This is a genomic window from Rahnella sikkimica (genome assembly GCF_002951615.1).
Lineage (GTDB): Bacteria > Pseudomonadota > Gammaproteobacteria > Enterobacterales > Enterobacteriaceae > Rahnella > Rahnella sikkimica.
In genome coordinates, this window is sequence record NZ_CP019062.1 from 2,576,340 (window position 1) to 2,594,538 (window position 18,199).

Sequence of the window (18,199 nt, forward strand, 5' to 3'; positions counted from 1 at the left end):
AATTAAACCTATCGCCGGGATCACGGACGGCCATAAATATTTAAAAATGTATCACCCCTTGTTTTTCATCACTATAGAAAAAAATCTATACGCAACATATTGTTGCCCACTGTAAATTGTCACGATCCGTGACATGTGTGACTCCGTTAACATAAAGTGTCAACAGCCCTTTGACACTTGTTTAAGCGTGTTTACAGTCCTGCAACCTTCCCGTAAAATGCCCGCACACCTGAAGCGACAATAGAGCCCTAGTTATTGAGGTCGTTAGATGAGACTTAAGAAATACAATAAAAGTATTGGGATGTTGTCCTTATTTGCCTCCGCGTTAATGTTGAGCGGCTGCAATACGGCATTGATGGATCCCAAGGGAGCAATTGGACTTGAGCAGAGAACGCTGATTTTAACCGCGATTGGTTTAATGCTGATCGTCGTTATCCCGGTTATTATCATGGCGTTTGCATTTGCGTGGAAGTATCGTGCTTCCAACACAAATGCTAAGTACAGTCCTGATTGGTCCCACTCCAACAAAATTGAAGCCGTCGTCTGGACAGTTCCAATTATTATCATTGCCATTCTGGCAACGATTACCTGGAAAACCACCCATGCGCTTGACCCGTTCAAGCCTATCGTGACTGACCAAAAACCGATGACGGTTGAAGTCGTTTCTCTGGACTGGAAATGGTTATTCATTTACCCGGAACAGGGCATCGCGACCGTTAACGAACTGGTTATTCCTAAAGATGTGCCTGTTCAGTTCAAAGTCACTTCAGACTCTGTGATGAACTCGTTCTTCATTCCTCAGCTCGGCGGACAGATTTATGCGATGGCCGGTATGCAGACTCAGTTGCACCTGATTGCAAATGAAGCCGGTACCTATAAAGGCATCTCAGCAAGCTTCAGCGGCCGCGGTTTCTCAGGTATGAAGTTCAACGCCATCGCGACCCCAACCCGTGCCGATTTCGACACCTGGGTAGCGAAAGTGAAAAGCGCACCGAACCAGCTGGCAACCACTGATGACTTCAATAAACTGGCTGCACAGAGCATCGACAACCCGGTCGAATACTTCTCTGTGGCTAAACCGGGTTTGTTTAAAGAAATCATTGGCAAATACTCCATGCATGACATGAAGGCCGCGCCGGAAGGTCATACCATGCCAATGCCTGCAGGCAGCGACATGAAAGGCATGGATATGGGTGGACAGTCTCACGCAGCCGGAGCCGAGGAATAAACGATGTTCGGAAAATTAACGCTTGATTCGGTTCCGTATCATGAACCGATTATCATGGTCACCGTTGCCGCGATAATTCTGGGTGGTCTGGCAGTTGTTGCCGGCATCACCTATTTCGGCAAATGGAAATATCTGTGGACCGAGTGGCTGACCTCCGTCGACCACAAAAAATTAGGTATCATGTACATCATTCTGGCTTTCGTCATGCTGTTGCGTGGCTTTGCCGATGCCATCATGATGCGTAGCCAGCAGGTGCTTGCTTCTGCGGGTGAACCTGGCTTCCTGCCGCCTCATCACTACGACCAAATCTTTACCGCGCACGGCGTGATCATGATCTTCTTCATGGCAATGCCTTTCGTAATCGGTCTGATGAACGTCGTCGTTCCTTTGCAAATCGGCGCACGCGACGTGGCATTCCCGTTCCTGAACAACGTCAGCTTCTGGTTCACCGCTGCTGCTGTGGTCCTGATCAACATCTCTCTGGGTGTCGGTGAGTTCGCACAGACTGGCTGGCTGGCCTATCCGCCGTTGTCCGGTAAGGAATACAGTCCGGGTGTCGGGGTCGATTACTGGATCTGGAGTCTCCAGATATCCGGTATTGGTACCTTGCTGACCGGTGTTAACTTCTTTGCGACCATCCTGAAGATGCGCGCGCCGGGTATGCCGCTGATGAAAATGCCGGTATTTACCTGGGCCGCACTGTGCACCAACGTGTTGATTATCGTGTCTTTCCCGATTCTGACCGTGACTATTGCACTGCTGACTTTAGACCGTTATCTGGGCACCCATTTCTTCACGAATGATATGGGCGGCAACATGATGATGTACATCAACCTGATTTGGGCCTGGGGCCATCCGGAAGTGTACATTTTGGTTCTGCCAGTCTTTGGTGTGTTCTCGGAAGTTACCGCGACCTTCTCCAAAAAACGTCTGTTCGGTTACACCTCGCTGGTATGGGCAACCATCGCCATCACCGTGTTGTCGTTCATCGTTTGGCTGCACCACTTCTTCACCATGGGTTCAGGCGCTAACGTCAATGCCTTCTTCGGCATCATGACGATGATCATTTCTATCCCGACCGGGGTAAAAATCTTCAACTGGCTGTTCACCATGTATCAGGGCCGTATCACACTCAACGCCGCAATGCTGTGGACCGTTGGCTTCATCATCACCTTCTCTGTGGGTGGTATGACCGGCGTTCTCTTGGCGGTTCCGGGTGCTGACTTCGTGCTGCACAACAGCCTGTTCCTGATTGCCCACTTCCATAACGTTATCATCGGTGGTGTGGTCTTCGGTTGCTTCGCAGGTCTGACTTACTGGTTCCCTAAATCCTTCGGCTTCACGCTGAACGAAAAATGGGGCGTGCGTTCATTCTGGTTCTGGATCATCGGTTTCTTCGTTGCATTCATGCCACTGTATGTCCTGGGCTTCATGGGGATGACACGTCGTGTCAGCCAGAATATCGACCCTGAGTTCCACCCGCTGCTGGTTGTTGCTGCGTGCGGTGCGGCTCTGATTGCTATCGGTATCCTGTGCCAGCTGATCATGATCTTCGTTTCTGTTCGCGACCGTGACCAGAACCGTGATCTGACCGGTGACCCGTGGGGTGCGCGTACGCTGGAGTGGGCAACCTCTTCTCCTCCTCCGTTCTACAACTTCGCTATCGTGCCGCAAATTCACGACCGCGATGAGTTCTGGGACATGAAAGAGAAAGGCACCGCTTACAAACAGCCTGCCAAATATGAACCGATTCATATGCCACGTAACAGCGGCGCCGGTTTCATTATCGCTATGCTGAGTCTGGTTTGTGGTTTCGCATTAATCTGGGATATCTGGTGGTTGGCGGCAGTGAGTTTCATTGCGCTGGCTGCGACCTGGATTGCGAAAAGCTTCGACGAAGATGTTGATTACTACGTGCCAGTTGAAGAAGTGGAACGTATTGAGAACCAACATTATGAACAAATCCGTAAAGCAGGTGTGAAACATGGCAACTGATACTCTGACTCACCACGATGAGGCCCATGCTGAGCATGGGCACCACGACGCAGGTGCAACCAAAGTCTTCGGCTTCTGGATCTACCTGATGAGTGACTGCATCCTGTTTGCGAGCCTGTTCGCAACGTATGCAGTACTGGTCAACGGGACCGCTGGCGGTCCCTCTGGTAAAGACATTTTTGAACTGCCGTTCGTGCTGGTAGAAACCTTCTGCCTGCTGTTCAGTAGTATCACTTACGGCTTTGCAATGCTGGCCATGAATAAGGGTAACAAAGCTGGCGTTAACGGCTGGTTGTTCCTGACTTTCCTGTTCGGTTTAGGCTTCATCGGGATGGAACTCTATGAATTCCATCACCTGATTGCTGAAGGCTATGGCCCGCAGCGCAGCGGTTTCCTGTCTGGCTTCTTTGCCCTGGTCGCTACCCACGGTCTGCACGTGACCTGTGGTCTGATTTGGATCCTGACCATGATGGTTCAGGTTGCACGTCGTGGCCTGACAGACGTTAACAAAACCCGCCTGATGTGCCTGAGCTTGTTCTGGCACTTCCTGGACGTGGTGTGGATCTGCGTGTTTACCGTTGTTTATCTGATGGGAGCGATGTAATGAGTCATTCTGCTACTTCCCATGGTGGTGCAAGCCACGGCAGCCTGAAGTCATATGCAATTGGCTTCATCCTGTCGGTTATCCTGACGGTGATCCCGTTTGCTATGGTCATGACTGACACAGCATCACATTCACTGATCCTGGGTACAGTGGTTGCATCCGCTATTATCCAGATCGTTGTCCATCTGGTGTTCTTCCTGCACATGAATACGTCGTCGGAAGAGCGCTGGAACCTGGTGGCGCTTCTGTTCACCGCTGTGATTATCTTTATCGTCGTTGTGGGCTCATTGTGGATTATGTATAACCTCAACCTCAATATGATGGTCAGTTAAAGAGCCGAGCTGCACGTGATGATTAAGCAATACCTGCAAGTAACGAAACCAGGAATTATTTTCGGCAACTTAATTTCTGTCATCGGGGGATTCCTCCTTGCTGCCAAAGGCAGCATCGACTTCCCACTTTTTCTCGCCACGCTGGTGGGTGTATCGCTGGTCGTCGCATCGGGTTGTGTCTTTAACAACTTCATCGACCGCGACATCGACCGGATCATGGAAAGAACGAAGAACCGGGTCCTGGTGAAAGGGCTTATTCCGCCGAAAACAACCCTGGTTTACGCGACCATTCTGGGTATTGCGGGCTTTGCGTTGTTGTATATCGGAGCCAATCCGCTGGCTATGTGGCTGGCGGTTATGGGCTTTGTGATTTATGTCGGCGTTTACAGCCTGTACATGAAGCGCAACTCGGTTTACGGCACGCTGATCGGCAGCTTGTCTGGCGCAGCGCCACCGGTGATTGGTTACTGTGCCGTTTCCGGCCAGTTTGATACCGGTGCGCTGATCCTGCTTCTGATTTTCAGCCTGTGGCAGATGCCGCATTCGTACGCGATTGCCATCTTCCGCTTCAAGGATTATCAGGCAGCAGGCATCCCGGTTCTGCCGGTGGTGAAAGGTATCTCTGTCGCCAAGCATCATATTACCGTCTACATTCTGGCGTTTATGATTGCTACGCTGATGCTGACGCTGAGTGGCTACGCCGGGTATAAATACCTGATTGTGGCCGCGGCGGTCAGTATCTGGTGGCTGGGCATGGCACTGAGAGGTTATAAAACGGAAAACGACGTGGTCTGGGCGAGAAAACTGTTTGGTTTCTCCATCATCACGATCATGTCGCTCAGTTTCATGATGTCTGTGGATTTTAACTCTGCACCGGCCTCATTGCTGACCTACGTTTGGTAACACAAGCCACAAGCCTAACCCGCTGAAATCACATTAAAAGGTCAGTAGCGATACTGGCCTTTTCTTTTGGTCTCCCGGTCTGGTAACACCCGTAATATCTGCTAAAGATCCATCGTTTTACCCAAACTGGCGAAAAGCACTACAATAGCCGGATTGTTATTTTGAGGTAGTAATGTGAACGATAACCAGATGACCCCGCAGGAAAGTCGGGCGACGTGGGGGCTAGGGACAGTATTTTCTTTACGCATGCTTGGCATGTTTATGGTCCTGCCGGTGTTAACCACGTACGGCATGAAACTCTCCGGTGCCAGCGAAACGCTGATCGGTATCGCCATCGGTATCTACGGGCTGGCACAGGCCGTTTTCCAGATCCCGTTCGGGCTGCTTTCTGACCGCGTTGGCCGCAAACCTCTGATCGTCTTTGGTCTGGTCATCTTCTGTATTGGCAGCGTTGTTGCCGCCTCCACCGAATCTATCTGGGGCGTGATCATTGGCCGCGCCCTGCAAGGCTCCGGCGCCATTGCCGCCGCCGTCATGGCGTTGCTTTCTGACCTGACGCGTGAGCAAAACCGCACCAAAGCGATGGCGTTTATCGGTATCAGCTTTGGGATAACTTTTGCGATTGCAATGGTTCTGGGTCCGATCATTACCCATGCGTGGGGCTTACACGCGCTGTTCTGGGCGATTGCCGTGCTGACCATTTTGGGCATTGTCATTACGCTTGCCGTCGTCCCCTCCCCTGCCACGCATATTCTGAACCGTGAATCGAGTATGGTGAAAGGCAGCTTTGGCAAGGTTATGGCAAACCCTAAACTGCTGAAACTGAACTTTGGCATTCTGTGTCTGCACATTTTGCTGATGTCGAGTTTTGTGGTGTTGCCGCAAGTCATGGAACACGCGGGCTTCCCGCCAAGTGAACACTGGCGCGTTTACCTGATTACGATGCTGACGTCTTTCGTTGCCGTAATCCCGGTGATTATCTACGCCGAGAAAAAGCGTCACATGAAACAAGTCTTCATGGGCTGCGTGGTGGTGTTGTTGCTGGCTGAAATTGTGCTGTGGGCCGCCGGTTTGCATTTGTGGGCCGTGATTGCCGGTATCCAGCTGTTCTTCCTGGCGTTTAACGTCATGGAAGCCATTCTGCCGTCGCTTATCAGCAAAGAATCTCCGGCAGGATACAAAGGCACAGCGATGGGCCTGTATTCCACCAGCCAGTTTATCGGTGTGGCGATCGGCGGGAGTCTGGGCGGATATGTTTACGGTCACGCGGGAGCCGGTGCGGTCTTCCTGGTGTGTGCAGCCCTTGCTGTTGTCTGGTTGCTGGTCAGCGCCACCATGACCGAACCGCCGTATGTCAGCAGTCTGCGCATTACGCTGTCTGAACTGGCGGTAAAAGACTCCGCCCTTCAGGCGCGCATTCTGGCTCAGCCGGGCGTGGCAGAAGCCGTGGTGGTTCCGGAAGAATTCAGTGCTTACGTGAAAGTCGATACCAAACAGACCAACCGCAAGGCACTTGAACAGCTGGTCAGCCTTGCCTGATTGGTGTCACAAAAAGGTGTGCTGCTGAAAATGGCACACCTTTTCATTTTTATGCCCACCGCTGTGATATCCCTCACTTAAAAAATTTCTCCAATCATTATCCTCAGGAATTCCTTAACAAAAATTTTGTCAGTGATGACGGCCGTATGGCCTTTTGAGGATCCTATGAAAACGTATGCTTTAGTCGGTACCGGCGGGCGCTCGGGTTTATACATTGAGGCGATTACCGGTAAATATCGCCACAATGCGAAATTTGTCGCTTTCTGCGACACCAACCAGACGCGAATGGATTATGCGAACCAGCAACTGGAGCAAAGCGGTATTCCCAGGGTATCCACCTGGAAAGCGTCTGATTTCAATACGATGCTCGACGAAACCAAACCGGATATCGTTATTGTCACCAGCATGGACCGAACGCATGACGACTATATCGTGCGCGCCCTGCACGCTGGGTGTGACGTCATTACCGAAAAACCAATGACCATCGATGAAAACCGGGCACTGCGCATTCTCGACGCCGTCGACGCCACCGGTTATCAGGTTCGCGTCGCGTTCAATTACCGCTACGCACCGCATCACAGCAAAATCCGCGAACTGCTCCAGCAGGAAACCATCGGCGAAGTCCTTTCTGTTCACTTCGAATGGCTGCTCAATACCGAACACGGCGCGGACTATTTCCGCCGCTGGCATCGCGAGAAACGCAATTCCGGCGGCCTGCTGGTGCATAAATCCACACACCATTTTGACCTGATGAATTTCTGGCTTAACAGCACGCCGGAGAAAGTGTATGCGCAGGGGGATTTGCGTTTTTACGGCAAGGAAAATGCCGAGAAGCGCGGCGTGAAAGATTTCTACCCGCGCGCCCACGGTTACAAACAGGCGCAGAAAGATCCTTTCGCGCTGCATATGGCGGACAATCCGCAGCTCAAAGCGCTGTATCTCAACGCCGAACACGAAGATCACTATTTCCGCGATCAGAGTGTTTTCAGCGACGGCATCAGTATTGAAGATACGCTGTCGGTGCTGGTGAAATACCAGAATAAAGTGCAGCTGACCTATTCCCTGAATGCTTATCTGCCATGGGAAGGCCTGAACGTGGTATTCAACGGGACGAAAGGCCGTATCGAGATGAAAATTGTCGAAATGTCTTACGTGAATGCGGGCGGTAAACGGGAGAACGAAGGCAGTATCGAAAAAGCCGAAATCACGGTTTATCCGCTGTTTGCCAAACCGTGGCAAGCGCAGTTCCAGCTGGGAGAAGGCGGTCACGGCGGCGGCGATAATGCGATGCTGGAAGATCTCTTTGGCGAACGCAAAGACGATCCGTTAAAACGCGCCGCCGATCACCGCGCTGGCGCGATGTCGATCCTCACCGGGATCGCCGGAAACCTGTCGATGCGCACTGACCGGCCGGTTTACTTCAAAGACTTCGAACTGGTCAGACGCCTGCGTCAGAAGAAATAGCGCCCGTAAAAAAGGGACGCAATAATCGTCCCTGTCTGAATAATGAATAGCCAAGCAATTCGTGTTGTGGGAAGGCGGCAACCGAAGGGATCCGATGAGCTTACGCGGGTAAGTGATTCGGATCCCTGAGAGAAGCCAACGCATTCACAGCGCGAAGTGCGAAGGCTATTAGTCGCGAAAGTTTTTGAACTGGAACGGCTGGCCGAGATCCCCGTTGCGAATCAGCGCCATAACGGCCTGCAAGTCATCGCGGGCTTTACCGGTGACACGAACTTCATCGCCCTGAACCTGCGCCTGCACCTTAATCTTACTGTCTTTGATCAGCTTGACGATTTTCTTCGCCAGCGCCGATTCAATTCCGGAATGCAGTTTAGCTTCGAGGCTGTAGGTTTTGCCGCTGTGCTCCATCTGCTCAGGAATTTCCAGTGCGCCGCCTTCAATGCCACGCTTGGCCAGCTTTTCACGCAAAATATCCACCAGCTGATTCACCTGAAAATCAGATTCGCTGGCGACTTTAACGCTTTCGTTCTTTTCATTGAGATCGAAGCTGGCAGGAATGTTACGGAAATCCCAGCGGGTTTGCAGTTCACGGCTGGCATTTTCCACGGCATTGCGCACTTCCTGCATGTCGATTTCGGAAACAATGTCAAAAGACGGCATAATCGCTTCTCCCTGTAGTTTTGTATTGCACGTTTTATGGCGAGCATAATGTCGATGATGGCGTGCATAATACCGCCTTCAACCGTCGATGCCAAACGGCAACAAAAAACCAGCCACACAATGTCGCGATGGTCAAAAAGTGCAGGTGAAAATGTGATGTGCAGCACAAATGTCTATACTAATAAGATAACCGGACAGCAGAATATTCTTTCTACAACTGGCTTTAAAGGCGGTTTTCGCCGCATTCCCCGGGAGGCACAATGAAAATAACAGTTCTTGGTTGTGGTGCGCTGGGGCAACTTTGGCTTTCAGCACTTTATCAGCAAGGCCACGACGTTCAGGGCTGGATACGCATTCCGCAGCCGTTTTGTGCCGTCAACGTGATTTCCCCCGAAGGCATCGCCTTCAACCGCAATCTGCCCACCAATGATCCCGAACATCTGGCGCAAAGCGAATTACTGCTCGTGACCCTGAAAGCCTGGCAGGTTTCCGGGGCCGTCAGCGCGCTGATGCCGATGCTTAACGATAATTGCGCGATATTATTGCTGCACAACGGCATGGGAACTGTCGATGAATTGCCACCCAACCGGCTGGCGATTTTGCAGGGCGCAACCACGCACGCGGCGCGTCACGAAGGCAATGCCATTCTCCACGTTGCCACCGGTGCCACCCATATCGGGCCGGTTTCACCACGCGGTGCGGCGCTGAGTTCACTGGCGGATGTGCTTCATCACGCGCTGCCGGACGTCGCGTGGCATGACAACATCAAACCGTCGTTGTGGAATAAACTGGCGGTAAACTGCGTGATTAATCCCCTGACCGCCACCTACGAGTGTACCAACGGGGATTTGCTGGCCTATGGCGACCAGATTGAACAAATCTGTCAGGAAGTCGCGCAGGTCATGGCGATTGAAGGCGTTGAAATTCACAGTGAATCACTGCTGAGTTTTGTGTATCAGGTGATTGATTCCACCGCCGCCAATCACTCTTCCATGTTGCAGGACATCCGCAACCAGCGTCACACTGAAATTGATTACATCACCGGTTACCTGCTGCGTCGCGGACGCAAATACGGGCTTAATCTACCTGTGAATACCGGATTATTTGAACAAGTAAAAAGAAAGGAAAACGACTATGAGCGCATCAGTTCTGGTCTGCCTGGCACCTGGTAGCGAAGAAATAGAAGCCGTCACCGTGATTGATTTACTGGTTCGCGCCGGTATCAGTGTGACGACCGCCAGCGTTGCGGGGGATGGCAATCTGGAAATCCGCTGTTCACGCGGCGTGCGTATTCTGGCGGACGCCGCGCTGGTGGATGTCGCCGATGACGATCACGACGTGGTTGTTTTACCCGGCGGTCTGGGCGGCGCGACCTGTTTCAGCGAAAGCCCGCTGCTGGTGGAAAAAGTCCGTCAGATGCACGTCAGCGGTAAAATTGTGGCGGCGATCTGCGCCGCACCCGCGCTGGTGCTGGAATATCACGATTTATTCCCTGTCGGTAACATGACCGGTTTTCCGGGCCTGAAAGACAAAATCGATCCGAACAAATGGTCCGATCGCCGGGTGATTTTCGATCCGCGCGTAAACCTGCTCACCAGCCAGGGGCCGGGAACGTCGATGGAGTTCGCACTTAAAATTATCGACCTGCTGCTGGGCAAAACCAAAGCCGCAGAAATTGTCGCGCAACTGGTACTGGCACCGGGTATTTATAACTACACCGATGAAGGTGCACGCGAATCCTAATCCGGATGCCGCAAAGCAAAAGGGGCTCAGCATAGCTGAACCCCTTTTTCACATCAGGAACACGCGTTAAGGTCTGTAAACTTTGACGTTGTTAAAGCCCTGCTCTTTCAGATACAGCGCCTGCAAGCGGCTCATTACGCCACGGTCGCAATACAGCAGATAGGTTTTAGTCTGGTCGAGATCGCCAAACTGAGTCGCCAGTTTATAGAACGCCAGAGGTTTAACCTCAACGTTTTCCAGCGCCAGCGGCTGTGCTTCAACTTCATCCGGCGCACGGACATCCAGCACAATGTCGGTTGACGTAAATTCAGCGACCGTTTCAACTTCCGGCACGACTTCGGCGGCTTGCGCTGCAATTTCGCGGATATCGACATTTCGCGCTTCGCTGACGACTTTATCCAGCACGCTGAAATCGAACATCGCTTCTTCGGCTTCGATTTTCGCTTTCACGGCTTTCACGGTCGGGCTTTTGGAAATCACACCGCAATATTCCGGCATGGTTTTCGCGAAATCTTCCGTACCGATTTCACGGGCAATCTTGATGATGTGCTCTTTATCGTGAGAAATCAGCGGACGCAGGATCAGCGTGTCAGACACGTTGTCGATCAGGCGTAAGTTGGTCAGCGTCTGGCTGGACACCTGGCCCAGTGCTTCGCCGGTGACCAGCGCCTGCACGCCATAACGTTCAGCAATAGAAGAAGCGGCACGTACCATCATACGTTTGAGCACAACGCCCATCTGGCCGTCTTCCACTTTCTCGAGGATCTCGCCCACAACCGGTTCGAAATCGATAGAGATGAAACGCACGCGGTGCGAGCTGCCAAATCGGTTCCACAGATAATGTGCGACCTGTTTCACGCCAATTTCATGCGCTGCGCCGCCCAGATTGAAGAAGCAATAATGCACACGACAGCCGCGACGCATCAGCATATAACTGGAGACACCGGAGTCGAAACCGCCAGAAATCAGCGACATAACATCTTCCTGAGTCCCGATCGGATAACCGCCCTGACCTTCGAGACGGCTTTTCACCAGCACCAGCTTGTCGTCATTGATTTCCAGTTTCACCGTCACCTGTGGCGCGGTCAGGCTGACCTTCGCCGATTCGATGTGCTGGTTCAGACCGCCGCCAACGTAGCGCTCAACTTCCGTAGACGAAAAATCATGTTTGCCACGACGTTTAACACGAACGCAAAACGTTTTACCTTCAACTTCATGGCGATAGGCTTCGAGAACCTGTTCGAAAATGTGGTGAACGTCAGTATAAGGACGATCCTCTACTTCTTCGACATAACGGATGCCCGGAATACGGCAAAGTAATTCCTGAATCAGGTCGTGTTTGCTTTCGTCTTTGCTGCGAACTTCGATATGATCCCAATGGCGGACTACTGCCAGCGTCTCATCATGCGGCCGCACAATGTTGCGAATGCTGCTTGAGAGGATCTTAATGAAGCGCAAACGCACAGATTGGCTCTTGATGGTGATTTCGGGGAACAATTTAATGATAAACTTCATGGCAGTCTTTTGTTAGCGGGTGAAAAAACGGGGTAGTAAGTCGCTGAATAAGGATCTAGGATCTTATTATTGCTAAGCCAAATGGATGTTATGTGTCACATTGGGCTTAGCAATAATATCTGCGGCGCAGAGTATATCACTTAAAATGCGTACTCTGTGCACAAAACCCGACAGCAGATGTCATGCTGCACAGGAATGTCTCTCGAGGCTGAAACCCGGCTCTGCGGCTCAGACCTCTGATCATCAATTCTGATCAACGATATCAAAAGAGAATTATGCCAAAAAATCTGCACCACCTGCCAATTTTGAAACGGCTCTGGCCGAACTGGAACAGATCGTTTCCCGCCTTGAATCTGGCGAGCTGCCTCTGGAAGATGCGCTGAACGAATTTGAACAAGGCGTCCAGCTGGCACGTCAGGGACAGCAAAAACTGCAGCAGGCAGAGCAACGCGTTCAGATCCTGCTCGACAGTGATCATGATGCCCCGCTGACCCCTTTCACCCCGGAAGCAGAGTAACTGGTCATGTCTGAAGCGATCTCCTTATCTTCTTCTGACAGCTTTACTGGCGAACTTCGTGCCATGCAAAAGCGTGTCGACGGTGTTTTGACGGCCTACGTCAGCGCACAACCTCTGGCGGATTTACCGCTGGTGGAGGCGATGCGGTACGGCTCGTTGCTGGGAGGAAAACGTCTGCGCCCGTATCTGGTGTATGCCAGTGGTCAGTTGTTCAGCCTGGATTTGAAAAATCTGGACGCACCGGCGGCGGCGGTAGAATGCGTTCACGCGTATTCCCTGATCCACGATGATTTACCTGCGATGGACGACGACGATTTGCGCCGTGGTCAGCCGACCTGCCACATTAAATTCGGCGAAGCTAATGCCATTCTTGCCGGTGATGCATTGCAGACACTGGCATTTTCGATTCTCGCCGATGGCGATATGCCTGACGTGGCCGTGAAAGATCGCCTGTCGATGATTTCCGAACTGGCCAGCGCCAGCGGAGCCAGCGGTATGTGCGGCGGTCAGGCTTTAGATTTGGCTGCCGAAGGGCAGCAGGTCAATCTTGACGCGCTGGAAAAAATCCATCGCCACAAAACCGGTGCGCTGATACGCGCCGCCGTGCGCATGGGCGCGCTGGCCGCCGGTGAATCCGGACGCGCCGTGTTGCCGATCCTCGATAACTACGCGCAGGCGATTGGTTTAGCGTTTCAGGTTCAGGACGATATTCTGGATGTGATTGGCGATACCGCCACGCTGGGTAAACGTCAGGGCGCGGATCAACAACTCGGTAAAAGTACTTACCCGGCCCTGCTGGGCCTGGACGGCGCAAAAGCCAAAGCGATGGATCTGTATCAGGAAGCCGTTTCCGCACTGGATCAGCTGGCTGCACTTTCTTATAACACCGCGCCACTTCTCGCGTTAGCCAGCTTTATCATTGAACGCGATAATTAAACTTACTATGAGCAACTGATGAGTCTTGAATTAGCCAAATACCCGACACTGGCGCTGGCGGAGAATCCCGAAGATCTCCGCTCACTCCCAAAAGAGAGCTTACCCAAGCTCTGTGATGAACTGCGTCAATATTTATTGGCCAGCGTCAGCCAGTCCAGCGGACACTTTGCGTCCGGTTTGGGAACGGTAGAACTGACCGTCGCCATGCATTATGTCTACAACACGCCCTTCGACCATGTGGTCTGGGATGTGGGCCATCAGGCTTATCCGCATAAAATTCTGACCGGCCGTCGCGAACGCATTTCCACCATCCGCCAGAAAGGCGGGTTGCATCCGTTCCCGTGGCGCGGCGAAAGCGAATACGACACGTTGTCCGTCGGTCACTCCTCGACGTCCATCAGTGCCGGTCTGGGCATGGCTGTTGCCGCCGAGCGTGAAGGCAAAGGCCGCCGCACCGTTTGCGTGATTGGCGATGGCGCAATCACCGCCGGGATGGCTTTCGAGGCCATGAACCACGCGGGCGATATCAAACCTGACATGCTGGTTATCCTCAATGATAACGAGATGTCGATTTCCGAAAACGTCGGTGCGCTGAACAATCATCTGGCGCAATTGTTGTCCGGAAAACTGTATTCGCGACTGCGTGAAGGCGGTAAAAAAGTCCTGTCCGGCCTGCCGCCGATTAAAGAGCTGGTGCGTCGTACGGAAGAACATCTCAAAGGCATGATGGTGCCAGGCACGCTGTTTGAAGAGCTGGGTTTTAACTATATCGGTCCGGTTGACGGGCATGATGTGGTGGCGCTGGCACAAACGCTGAAGAACATGCGCGAGCTGAAAGGCCCGCAATTGCTGCACATCATGACCAGGAAAGGCAAAGGCTACGCACCGGCGGAAAAGGATCCGATCAGTTTCCACGCGGTGCCGAAATTCGATCCGGCTTCAGGCACACTGCCAAAAAGCAAAGAAGGTCTGCCCACTTATTCCAAAATCTTTGGCGACTGGCTGTGCGAAACAGCGGCCAAAGACAGCAAACTGATGGCGGTGACGCCTGCAATGCGCGAAGGCTCCGGCATGGTGCGCTTCTCGCGTGAATATCCGCAGCAGTATTTCGACGTCGCGATTGCTGAACAGCACGCCGTGACTTTTGCCGCCGGTCTGGCCATTGGCGGTTACAAGCCGATTGTCGCGATTTACTCGACGTTCCTGCAACGCGCGTACGATCAGGTGATCCACGATGTGGCTATCCAGAATCTGCCGGTGCTCTTCGCCATTGACCGTGGCGGCATCGTCGGAGCCGACGGTCAGACGCATCAGGGCGCTTTCGACTTGTCCTTCCTGCGCTGCATTCCAAACATGACTATCATGACGCCAAGCGATGAAAACGAATGTCGTCAGATGCTGCATACCGGTTATCACCATAACAACGGCCCGGTCGCGGTGCGTTATCCGCGCGGCAGCGGCACGGGTGCGACCTGCGAACCGCTGGCGTCGCTGCCCATCGGCAAAGGCGTTGTCCGTCGTGAAGGCGAAAAAGTGGCCATCCTGAATTTCGGGACTTTACTGCCGGACGCGCTGGCAGCGGCTGAAAAACGTAACGCCACCGTCGTGGATATGCGCTTTGTGAAACCGCTGGATGAAGCCCTGATTCAGGAACTGGCGGCCAGCCATGAAGTGCTGGTGACGCTGGAAGAAAACGCCATTATGGGCGGTGCGGGCAGCGGTGTGAATGAACTGCTGATGTCCAAACGCATTCTGGTGCCGGTGCTCAATATCGGCCTGGCGGACAGCTTTGTTCCGCAGGGTACGCAGGAAGAAATTCGCCACGATCTGGGGCTGGACGCCGAAGGCATCGATCGTCAGATCACCGACTGGCTGGCCTGATCTCTTTCCCCTCTTTCTGCCTGAAAGAGGGGATTTTCCTTTCTCACTTTCTCTTCCTTTACCCAATTCTGCCGTTCAGTAAGCTACAGTTGTAGCGTGCTAATCATTTTCACGACTTTCTGACTTCAATTCGTCCTGACCAGGAGATGTCATGCAATACACTATTCTCGGAAAAACCGGCCTGAACGTTTCACGCCTGTGCCTTGGCTGTATGACGTTCGGCGAACCGGATCGCGGAACCCACGCATGGACCCTTCCCGAAGAAAGCAGCCGCCCGATCATTAAACAGGCCCTTGAGGCGGGAATAAATTTTTTTGATACCGCCAACAGCTATTCCGACGGCAGCAGCGAAGAAATCGTCGGGCGCGCGCTGAAGGATTTTGCAAACCGTGATGAAATTGTCGTGGCGACCAAGGTTTACAACGCAGTCACCGGCCTGAAACCGGGGCTTTCACGCGCATCAATCCTACAATCTGTCGATGACAGTCTGCGCCGTCTCGGCATGGAATATGTCGATTTGCTGCAAATCCACCGCTGGGATTACGAAACGCCCATCGAAGAAACGCTGGAAGCGCTGAATGACGTCGTCAAAGCCGGTAAGGCACGTTTTATCGGCGCGTCTTCTATGCACGCCCATCAGTTTAAACGGGCGCTGGATGTCTCGGCGCAAAATGGCTGGGCGAGTTTTGTCTCGATGCAGGACCAGTACAATCTGATCCAACGCGAAGAAGAAAACGAAATGTACCCGTTGTGCCTGGACAGGAATATTGCGGTTCTGCCGTGGAGCCCGCTGGCTCGCGGTAAACTCACCCGCCCGTGGGGCGAAACCACCGCGCGTTCTGTGTCGGATAACTTTGCCAAAACGCTGTACGACGCGACGGATGCAGCAGACGGTAAAATCGCTGAACGTGTAGGCAAAATCGCGGAAGATCACGGTGTGCCGCGTGCGCAAATCGCGCTGGCCTGGATCCTCAGCAAACAGGTCGTGACCGCACCGATTATCGGCGCTTCCCGCCCTGCGCATCTGACGGAGGCTATTGGCGCGCTGGATATCACGCTGTCAGCAGAAGAAATTGCAGAGCTGGAAATGGCATATGTGCCGCACGAGGCCACCGGTTTTAAATAACCACAGCAACTGATACGTGTTTGAAATGTAAAAAGGCGCTGCGGGAAACCGGCAGCGCCTTTTTACATCAAATCAATCGCATCACATCAGCTCAGAACAACGGCCAGTGATGCCCCACCAGATAGATCATCGCGGCAGCCAGAACACCGGCGACCACATCATCAATCATGATCCCCATTCCGCCCTGAACGTTGCGATCAAACCAGCGGATCGGCCACGGTTTCCAGATATCCAGCACGCGGAAAACGATAAATCCGATCAGCACCCAGCGCCAGTCATTCACGGGGATTGCCATCAGGGTGATCCACATCCCGACAAATTCATCCCACACGATGCTGCCGTGGTCATGTACCCGCATATCCCTCGCCGTCTGTTTACACAGATAAACACCAATACAGATGCTGAACATGACAATCATGGAATAGACCTGCCACGGCAGGTAAGTCATCACAATCCAAAACGGAATCGCTGCAACAGAACCGGCGGTTCCCGGCCCGACAGGAAATAAACCACTGCCGAAACCGGTTGCCAGTAAGTGCCACGGATTGCGCAGGTTCAGACGCTTTTTCGCCGCCGCCATGTCCTGCACCGGATCACCGGTTTTTCCTTTATACCTGGCAGGGCGTTTTTTACGGCTGATATTCACAACGCCTCCTTACCGGCAAAATGATCGAACCCCTGCCATTCAAGCTCAACGACGGCCCCGGAACGCATAAATTTGAGGCCCTCTGAAAGCGGAGCAATTTGCCCGACACAGGTAAAACCAACACCGAGATGGCTGAGTGCAACATCCAGCGCGCCACGGTTGATTTCCGGTACGGTGAAGCACAGTTCGTAATCTTCGCCGCCCGTCAGCGCCCATTTCAGCGCCTGTTCAGGGTCTGCGACCGACTTCACAGCATCTGAGAGCGGAATTGCATCGAGATCTAAACGTGCGCCGCATCCGCTGGCTTTCAGTATATGTTTAAGATCAGAAATCAACCCGTCGGACAGGTCGATCGCTGAGGTCGCTAAATCACGCAATCCCTGCCCCTGCAAAACGCGGGGTGACGGACGCAGATGGCGTTTCAGCAGGAAATCGCGGGTCGGGGTATCGCTGACATTCAGCTCGTCAAGAAGGAGCGCCAGACCCGCCGCACTGTCGCCCAGCGTACCGGTAACGAAGATCCAGTCTCCGACGCCTGCGCCGCCGCGTGTTAATGCGCGACCGACGGGAACCAGCCCCTGAATGGTCAGCGTCATGCTCAGCGGACCACGGGTGGTATCACCGCCGATCAGCTGCATGCCGTAATAGTTAAGCTGGTCGAAGAGGCTGTCACTGAACGCCTGCAACCAGTCCGGGTTCACTTCCGGAAGCGTCAGTGCCAGCGATACCCAGGCAGGATCAGCGCCCATCGCAGCCAGATCGCTGAGGTTTACAGCCAGCGCTTTGTAGCCGAGGTCGGCCGGTGAAATCGTTTTGAGAAAATGGATGCCTTCAACCAGAGTGTCAGTACTGACGGCTAAAAGTTGCTTTTCGCCCACCGTCAGTAAGGCACAATCATCACCAATACCTAACTGAACATCTTGTCGGGCGGTTCTGAACCTGTTGAAGTAGCGAGTGATGACATCAAATTCGCCGCATGACATAGCACAATTCCAAATCGTTAGAATGACTTAAGGCCGGAAGCCCGGCCTTAAAAAGGGGTGTCACACAGAGGATAAGCGAGGTGACATCACCAGATTATCAACAGAGTCAGTATTGCACCAAAAATGA

The 18,199-nt window shown here is 52.9% G+C and carries 18 protein-coding genes; 14 read left to right on the plus strand and 4 right to left on the minus strand.

From position 1 onward, the window contains the following. The first annotated feature begins 268 nt into the window (after positions 1 to 268). The 7 genes from cyoA (at position 269) to BV494_RS11960 (ending at position 8,065) form a co-directional block, all read left to right on the plus strand. Positions 269 to 1,228 carry a cytochrome o ubiquinol oxidase subunit II gene (gene cyoA, locus BV494_RS11930; RefSeq protein ID WP_104923072.1) on the plus strand — a complete coding sequence of 320 codons (960 nt, stop codon included), beginning with the start codon at positions 269 to 271 and terminating at the stop codon, positions 1,226 to 1,228. Positions 1,229 to 1,231: 3 nt separating this feature from the next. Beyond that, on the plus strand, positions 1,232 to 3,223 hold the full coding sequence (gene cyoB, locus BV494_RS11935) for a cytochrome o ubiquinol oxidase subunit I (protein ID WP_104923073.1): 1,992 nt from the start codon (positions 1,232 to 1,234) through the stop codon (positions 3,221 to 3,223). Continuing rightward, positions 3,213 to 3,827: a cytochrome o ubiquinol oxidase subunit III gene (locus tag BV494_RS11940; RefSeq protein ID WP_104923074.1), complete on the plus strand. Its 615-nt coding sequence runs from the start codon at positions 3,213 to 3,215 to the stop codon at positions 3,825 to 3,827. Before cyoB ends, BV494_RS11940 begins: the two co-directional genes overlap by 11 nt. Further along, the gene (locus tag BV494_RS11945) at positions 3,827 to 4,159 is read left to right on the plus strand and encodes a cytochrome o ubiquinol oxidase subunit IV (RefSeq protein WP_013576648.1); all 333 of its coding nucleotides are present in this window, start codon (positions 3,827 to 3,829) and stop codon (positions 4,157 to 4,159) included. Before BV494_RS11940 ends, BV494_RS11945 begins: the two co-directional genes overlap by 1 nt. Before the next feature lie 18 nt (positions 4,160 to 4,177). Then, entirely contained in the window at positions 4,178 to 5,062 is an 885-nt protein-coding gene (cyoE, locus tag BV494_RS11950) for a heme o synthase (protein ID WP_104923075.1), read from the plus strand. 174 nt (positions 5,063 to 5,236) lie between these two features. After that, positions 5,237 to 6,601, plus strand: coding sequence for an MFS transporter (locus tag BV494_RS11955; protein WP_104923076.1), 1,365 nt, complete (start codon positions 5,237 to 5,239; stop codon positions 6,599 to 6,601). A 165-nt stretch (positions 6,602 to 6,766) separates the two neighbouring features. Further along, on the plus strand, positions 6,767 to 8,065 hold the full coding sequence (locus tag BV494_RS11960) for a Gfo/Idh/MocA family protein (protein WP_104924780.1): 1,299 nt from the start codon (positions 6,767 to 6,769) through the stop codon (positions 8,063 to 8,065). Positions 8,066 to 8,233: 168 nt separating this feature from the next. Here the strand turns inward: BV494_RS11960 and BV494_RS11965 are convergent, their stop codons facing one another. Further along, complete coding sequence (locus BV494_RS11965; RefSeq protein ID WP_101075481.1) at positions 8,234 to 8,725, minus strand: YajQ family cyclic di-GMP-binding protein; 492 nt, start codon at positions 8,723 to 8,725, stop codon at positions 8,234 to 8,236. A gap of 48 nt (positions 8,726 to 8,773) precedes the next feature. On the opposite strand from BV494_RS11965, the gene BV494_RS25865 reads away from it, so the two are divergent. From BV494_RS25865 to yajL, 3 genes are read left to right on the plus strand one after another with little or no spacing between them, the layout of a single operon-like run. After that, positions 8,774 to 8,989: a hypothetical protein gene (locus BV494_RS25865; RefSeq protein WP_192937999.1), complete on the plus strand. Its 216-nt coding sequence runs from the start codon at positions 8,774 to 8,776 to the stop codon at positions 8,987 to 8,989. Beyond that, positions 8,986 to 9,897 carry a 2-dehydropantoate 2-reductase gene (gene panE / locus BV494_RS11970; protein ID WP_104923077.1) on the plus strand — a complete coding sequence of 304 codons (912 nt, stop codon included), beginning with the start codon at positions 8,986 to 8,988 and terminating at the stop codon, positions 9,895 to 9,897. The genes BV494_RS25865 and panE overlap by 4 nt, the downstream gene beginning before the upstream one ends. After that, positions 9,860 to 10,468, plus strand: coding sequence for a protein deglycase YajL (gene yajL / locus BV494_RS11975; RefSeq protein ID WP_104923078.1), 609 nt, complete (start codon positions 9,860 to 9,862; stop codon positions 10,466 to 10,468). Before panE ends, yajL begins: the two co-directional genes overlap by 38 nt. A 66-nt stretch (positions 10,469 to 10,534) precedes the next feature. Here yajL and thiI read toward each other — a convergent pair whose 3' ends face one another. Next, entirely contained in the window at positions 10,535 to 11,983 is a 1,449-nt protein-coding gene (gene thiI / locus BV494_RS11980; protein ID WP_104923079.1) for a tRNA uracil 4-sulfurtransferase ThiI, read from the minus strand. 259 nt (positions 11,984 to 12,242) lie between these two features. Between thiI and xseB the strand changes: the two genes are divergently transcribed. The 4 genes from xseB (at position 12,243) to BV494_RS12000 (ending at position 16,443) form a co-directional block, all read left to right on the plus strand. After that, positions 12,243 to 12,500 carry an exodeoxyribonuclease VII small subunit gene (gene xseB / locus BV494_RS11985; protein ID WP_104924781.1) on the plus strand — a complete coding sequence of 86 codons (258 nt, stop codon included), beginning with the start codon at positions 12,243 to 12,245 and terminating at the stop codon, positions 12,498 to 12,500. A 6-nt stretch (positions 12,501 to 12,506) separates the two neighbouring features. Next, positions 12,507 to 13,436 (plus strand): (2E,6E)-farnesyl diphosphate synthase, encoded by a 930-nt coding sequence (gene ispA, locus BV494_RS11990; protein WP_104923080.1) that lies wholly within the window; start codon positions 12,507 to 12,509, stop codon positions 13,434 to 13,436. A gap of 18 nt (positions 13,437 to 13,454) precedes the next feature. Then, entirely contained in the window at positions 13,455 to 15,317 is a 1,863-nt protein-coding gene (gene dxs / locus BV494_RS11995) for a 1-deoxy-D-xylulose-5-phosphate synthase (protein WP_104923081.1), read from the plus strand. Positions 15,318 to 15,468: 151 nt separating this feature from the next. Next, entirely contained in the window at positions 15,469 to 16,443 is a 975-nt protein-coding gene (locus BV494_RS12000) for an aldo/keto reductase (protein ID WP_104923082.1), read from the plus strand. Positions 16,444 to 16,534: 91 nt separating this feature from the next. Here the strand turns inward: BV494_RS12000 and pgpA are convergent, their stop codons facing one another. Together pgpA and thiL are read right to left on the minus strand one after the other, a co-directional pair. Further along, positions 16,535 to 17,023 carry a phosphatidylglycerophosphatase A gene (pgpA, locus tag BV494_RS12005; RefSeq protein WP_104924782.1) on the minus strand — a complete coding sequence of 163 codons (489 nt, stop codon included), beginning with the start codon at positions 17,021 to 17,023 and terminating at the stop codon, positions 16,535 to 16,537. A 62-nt stretch (positions 17,024 to 17,085) separates the two neighbouring features. Next, entirely contained in the window at positions 17,086 to 18,072 is a 987-nt protein-coding gene (gene thiL / locus BV494_RS12010) for a thiamine-phosphate kinase (protein WP_104923083.1), read from the minus strand. Positions 18,073 to 18,199: the final 127 nt, after the last annotated feature.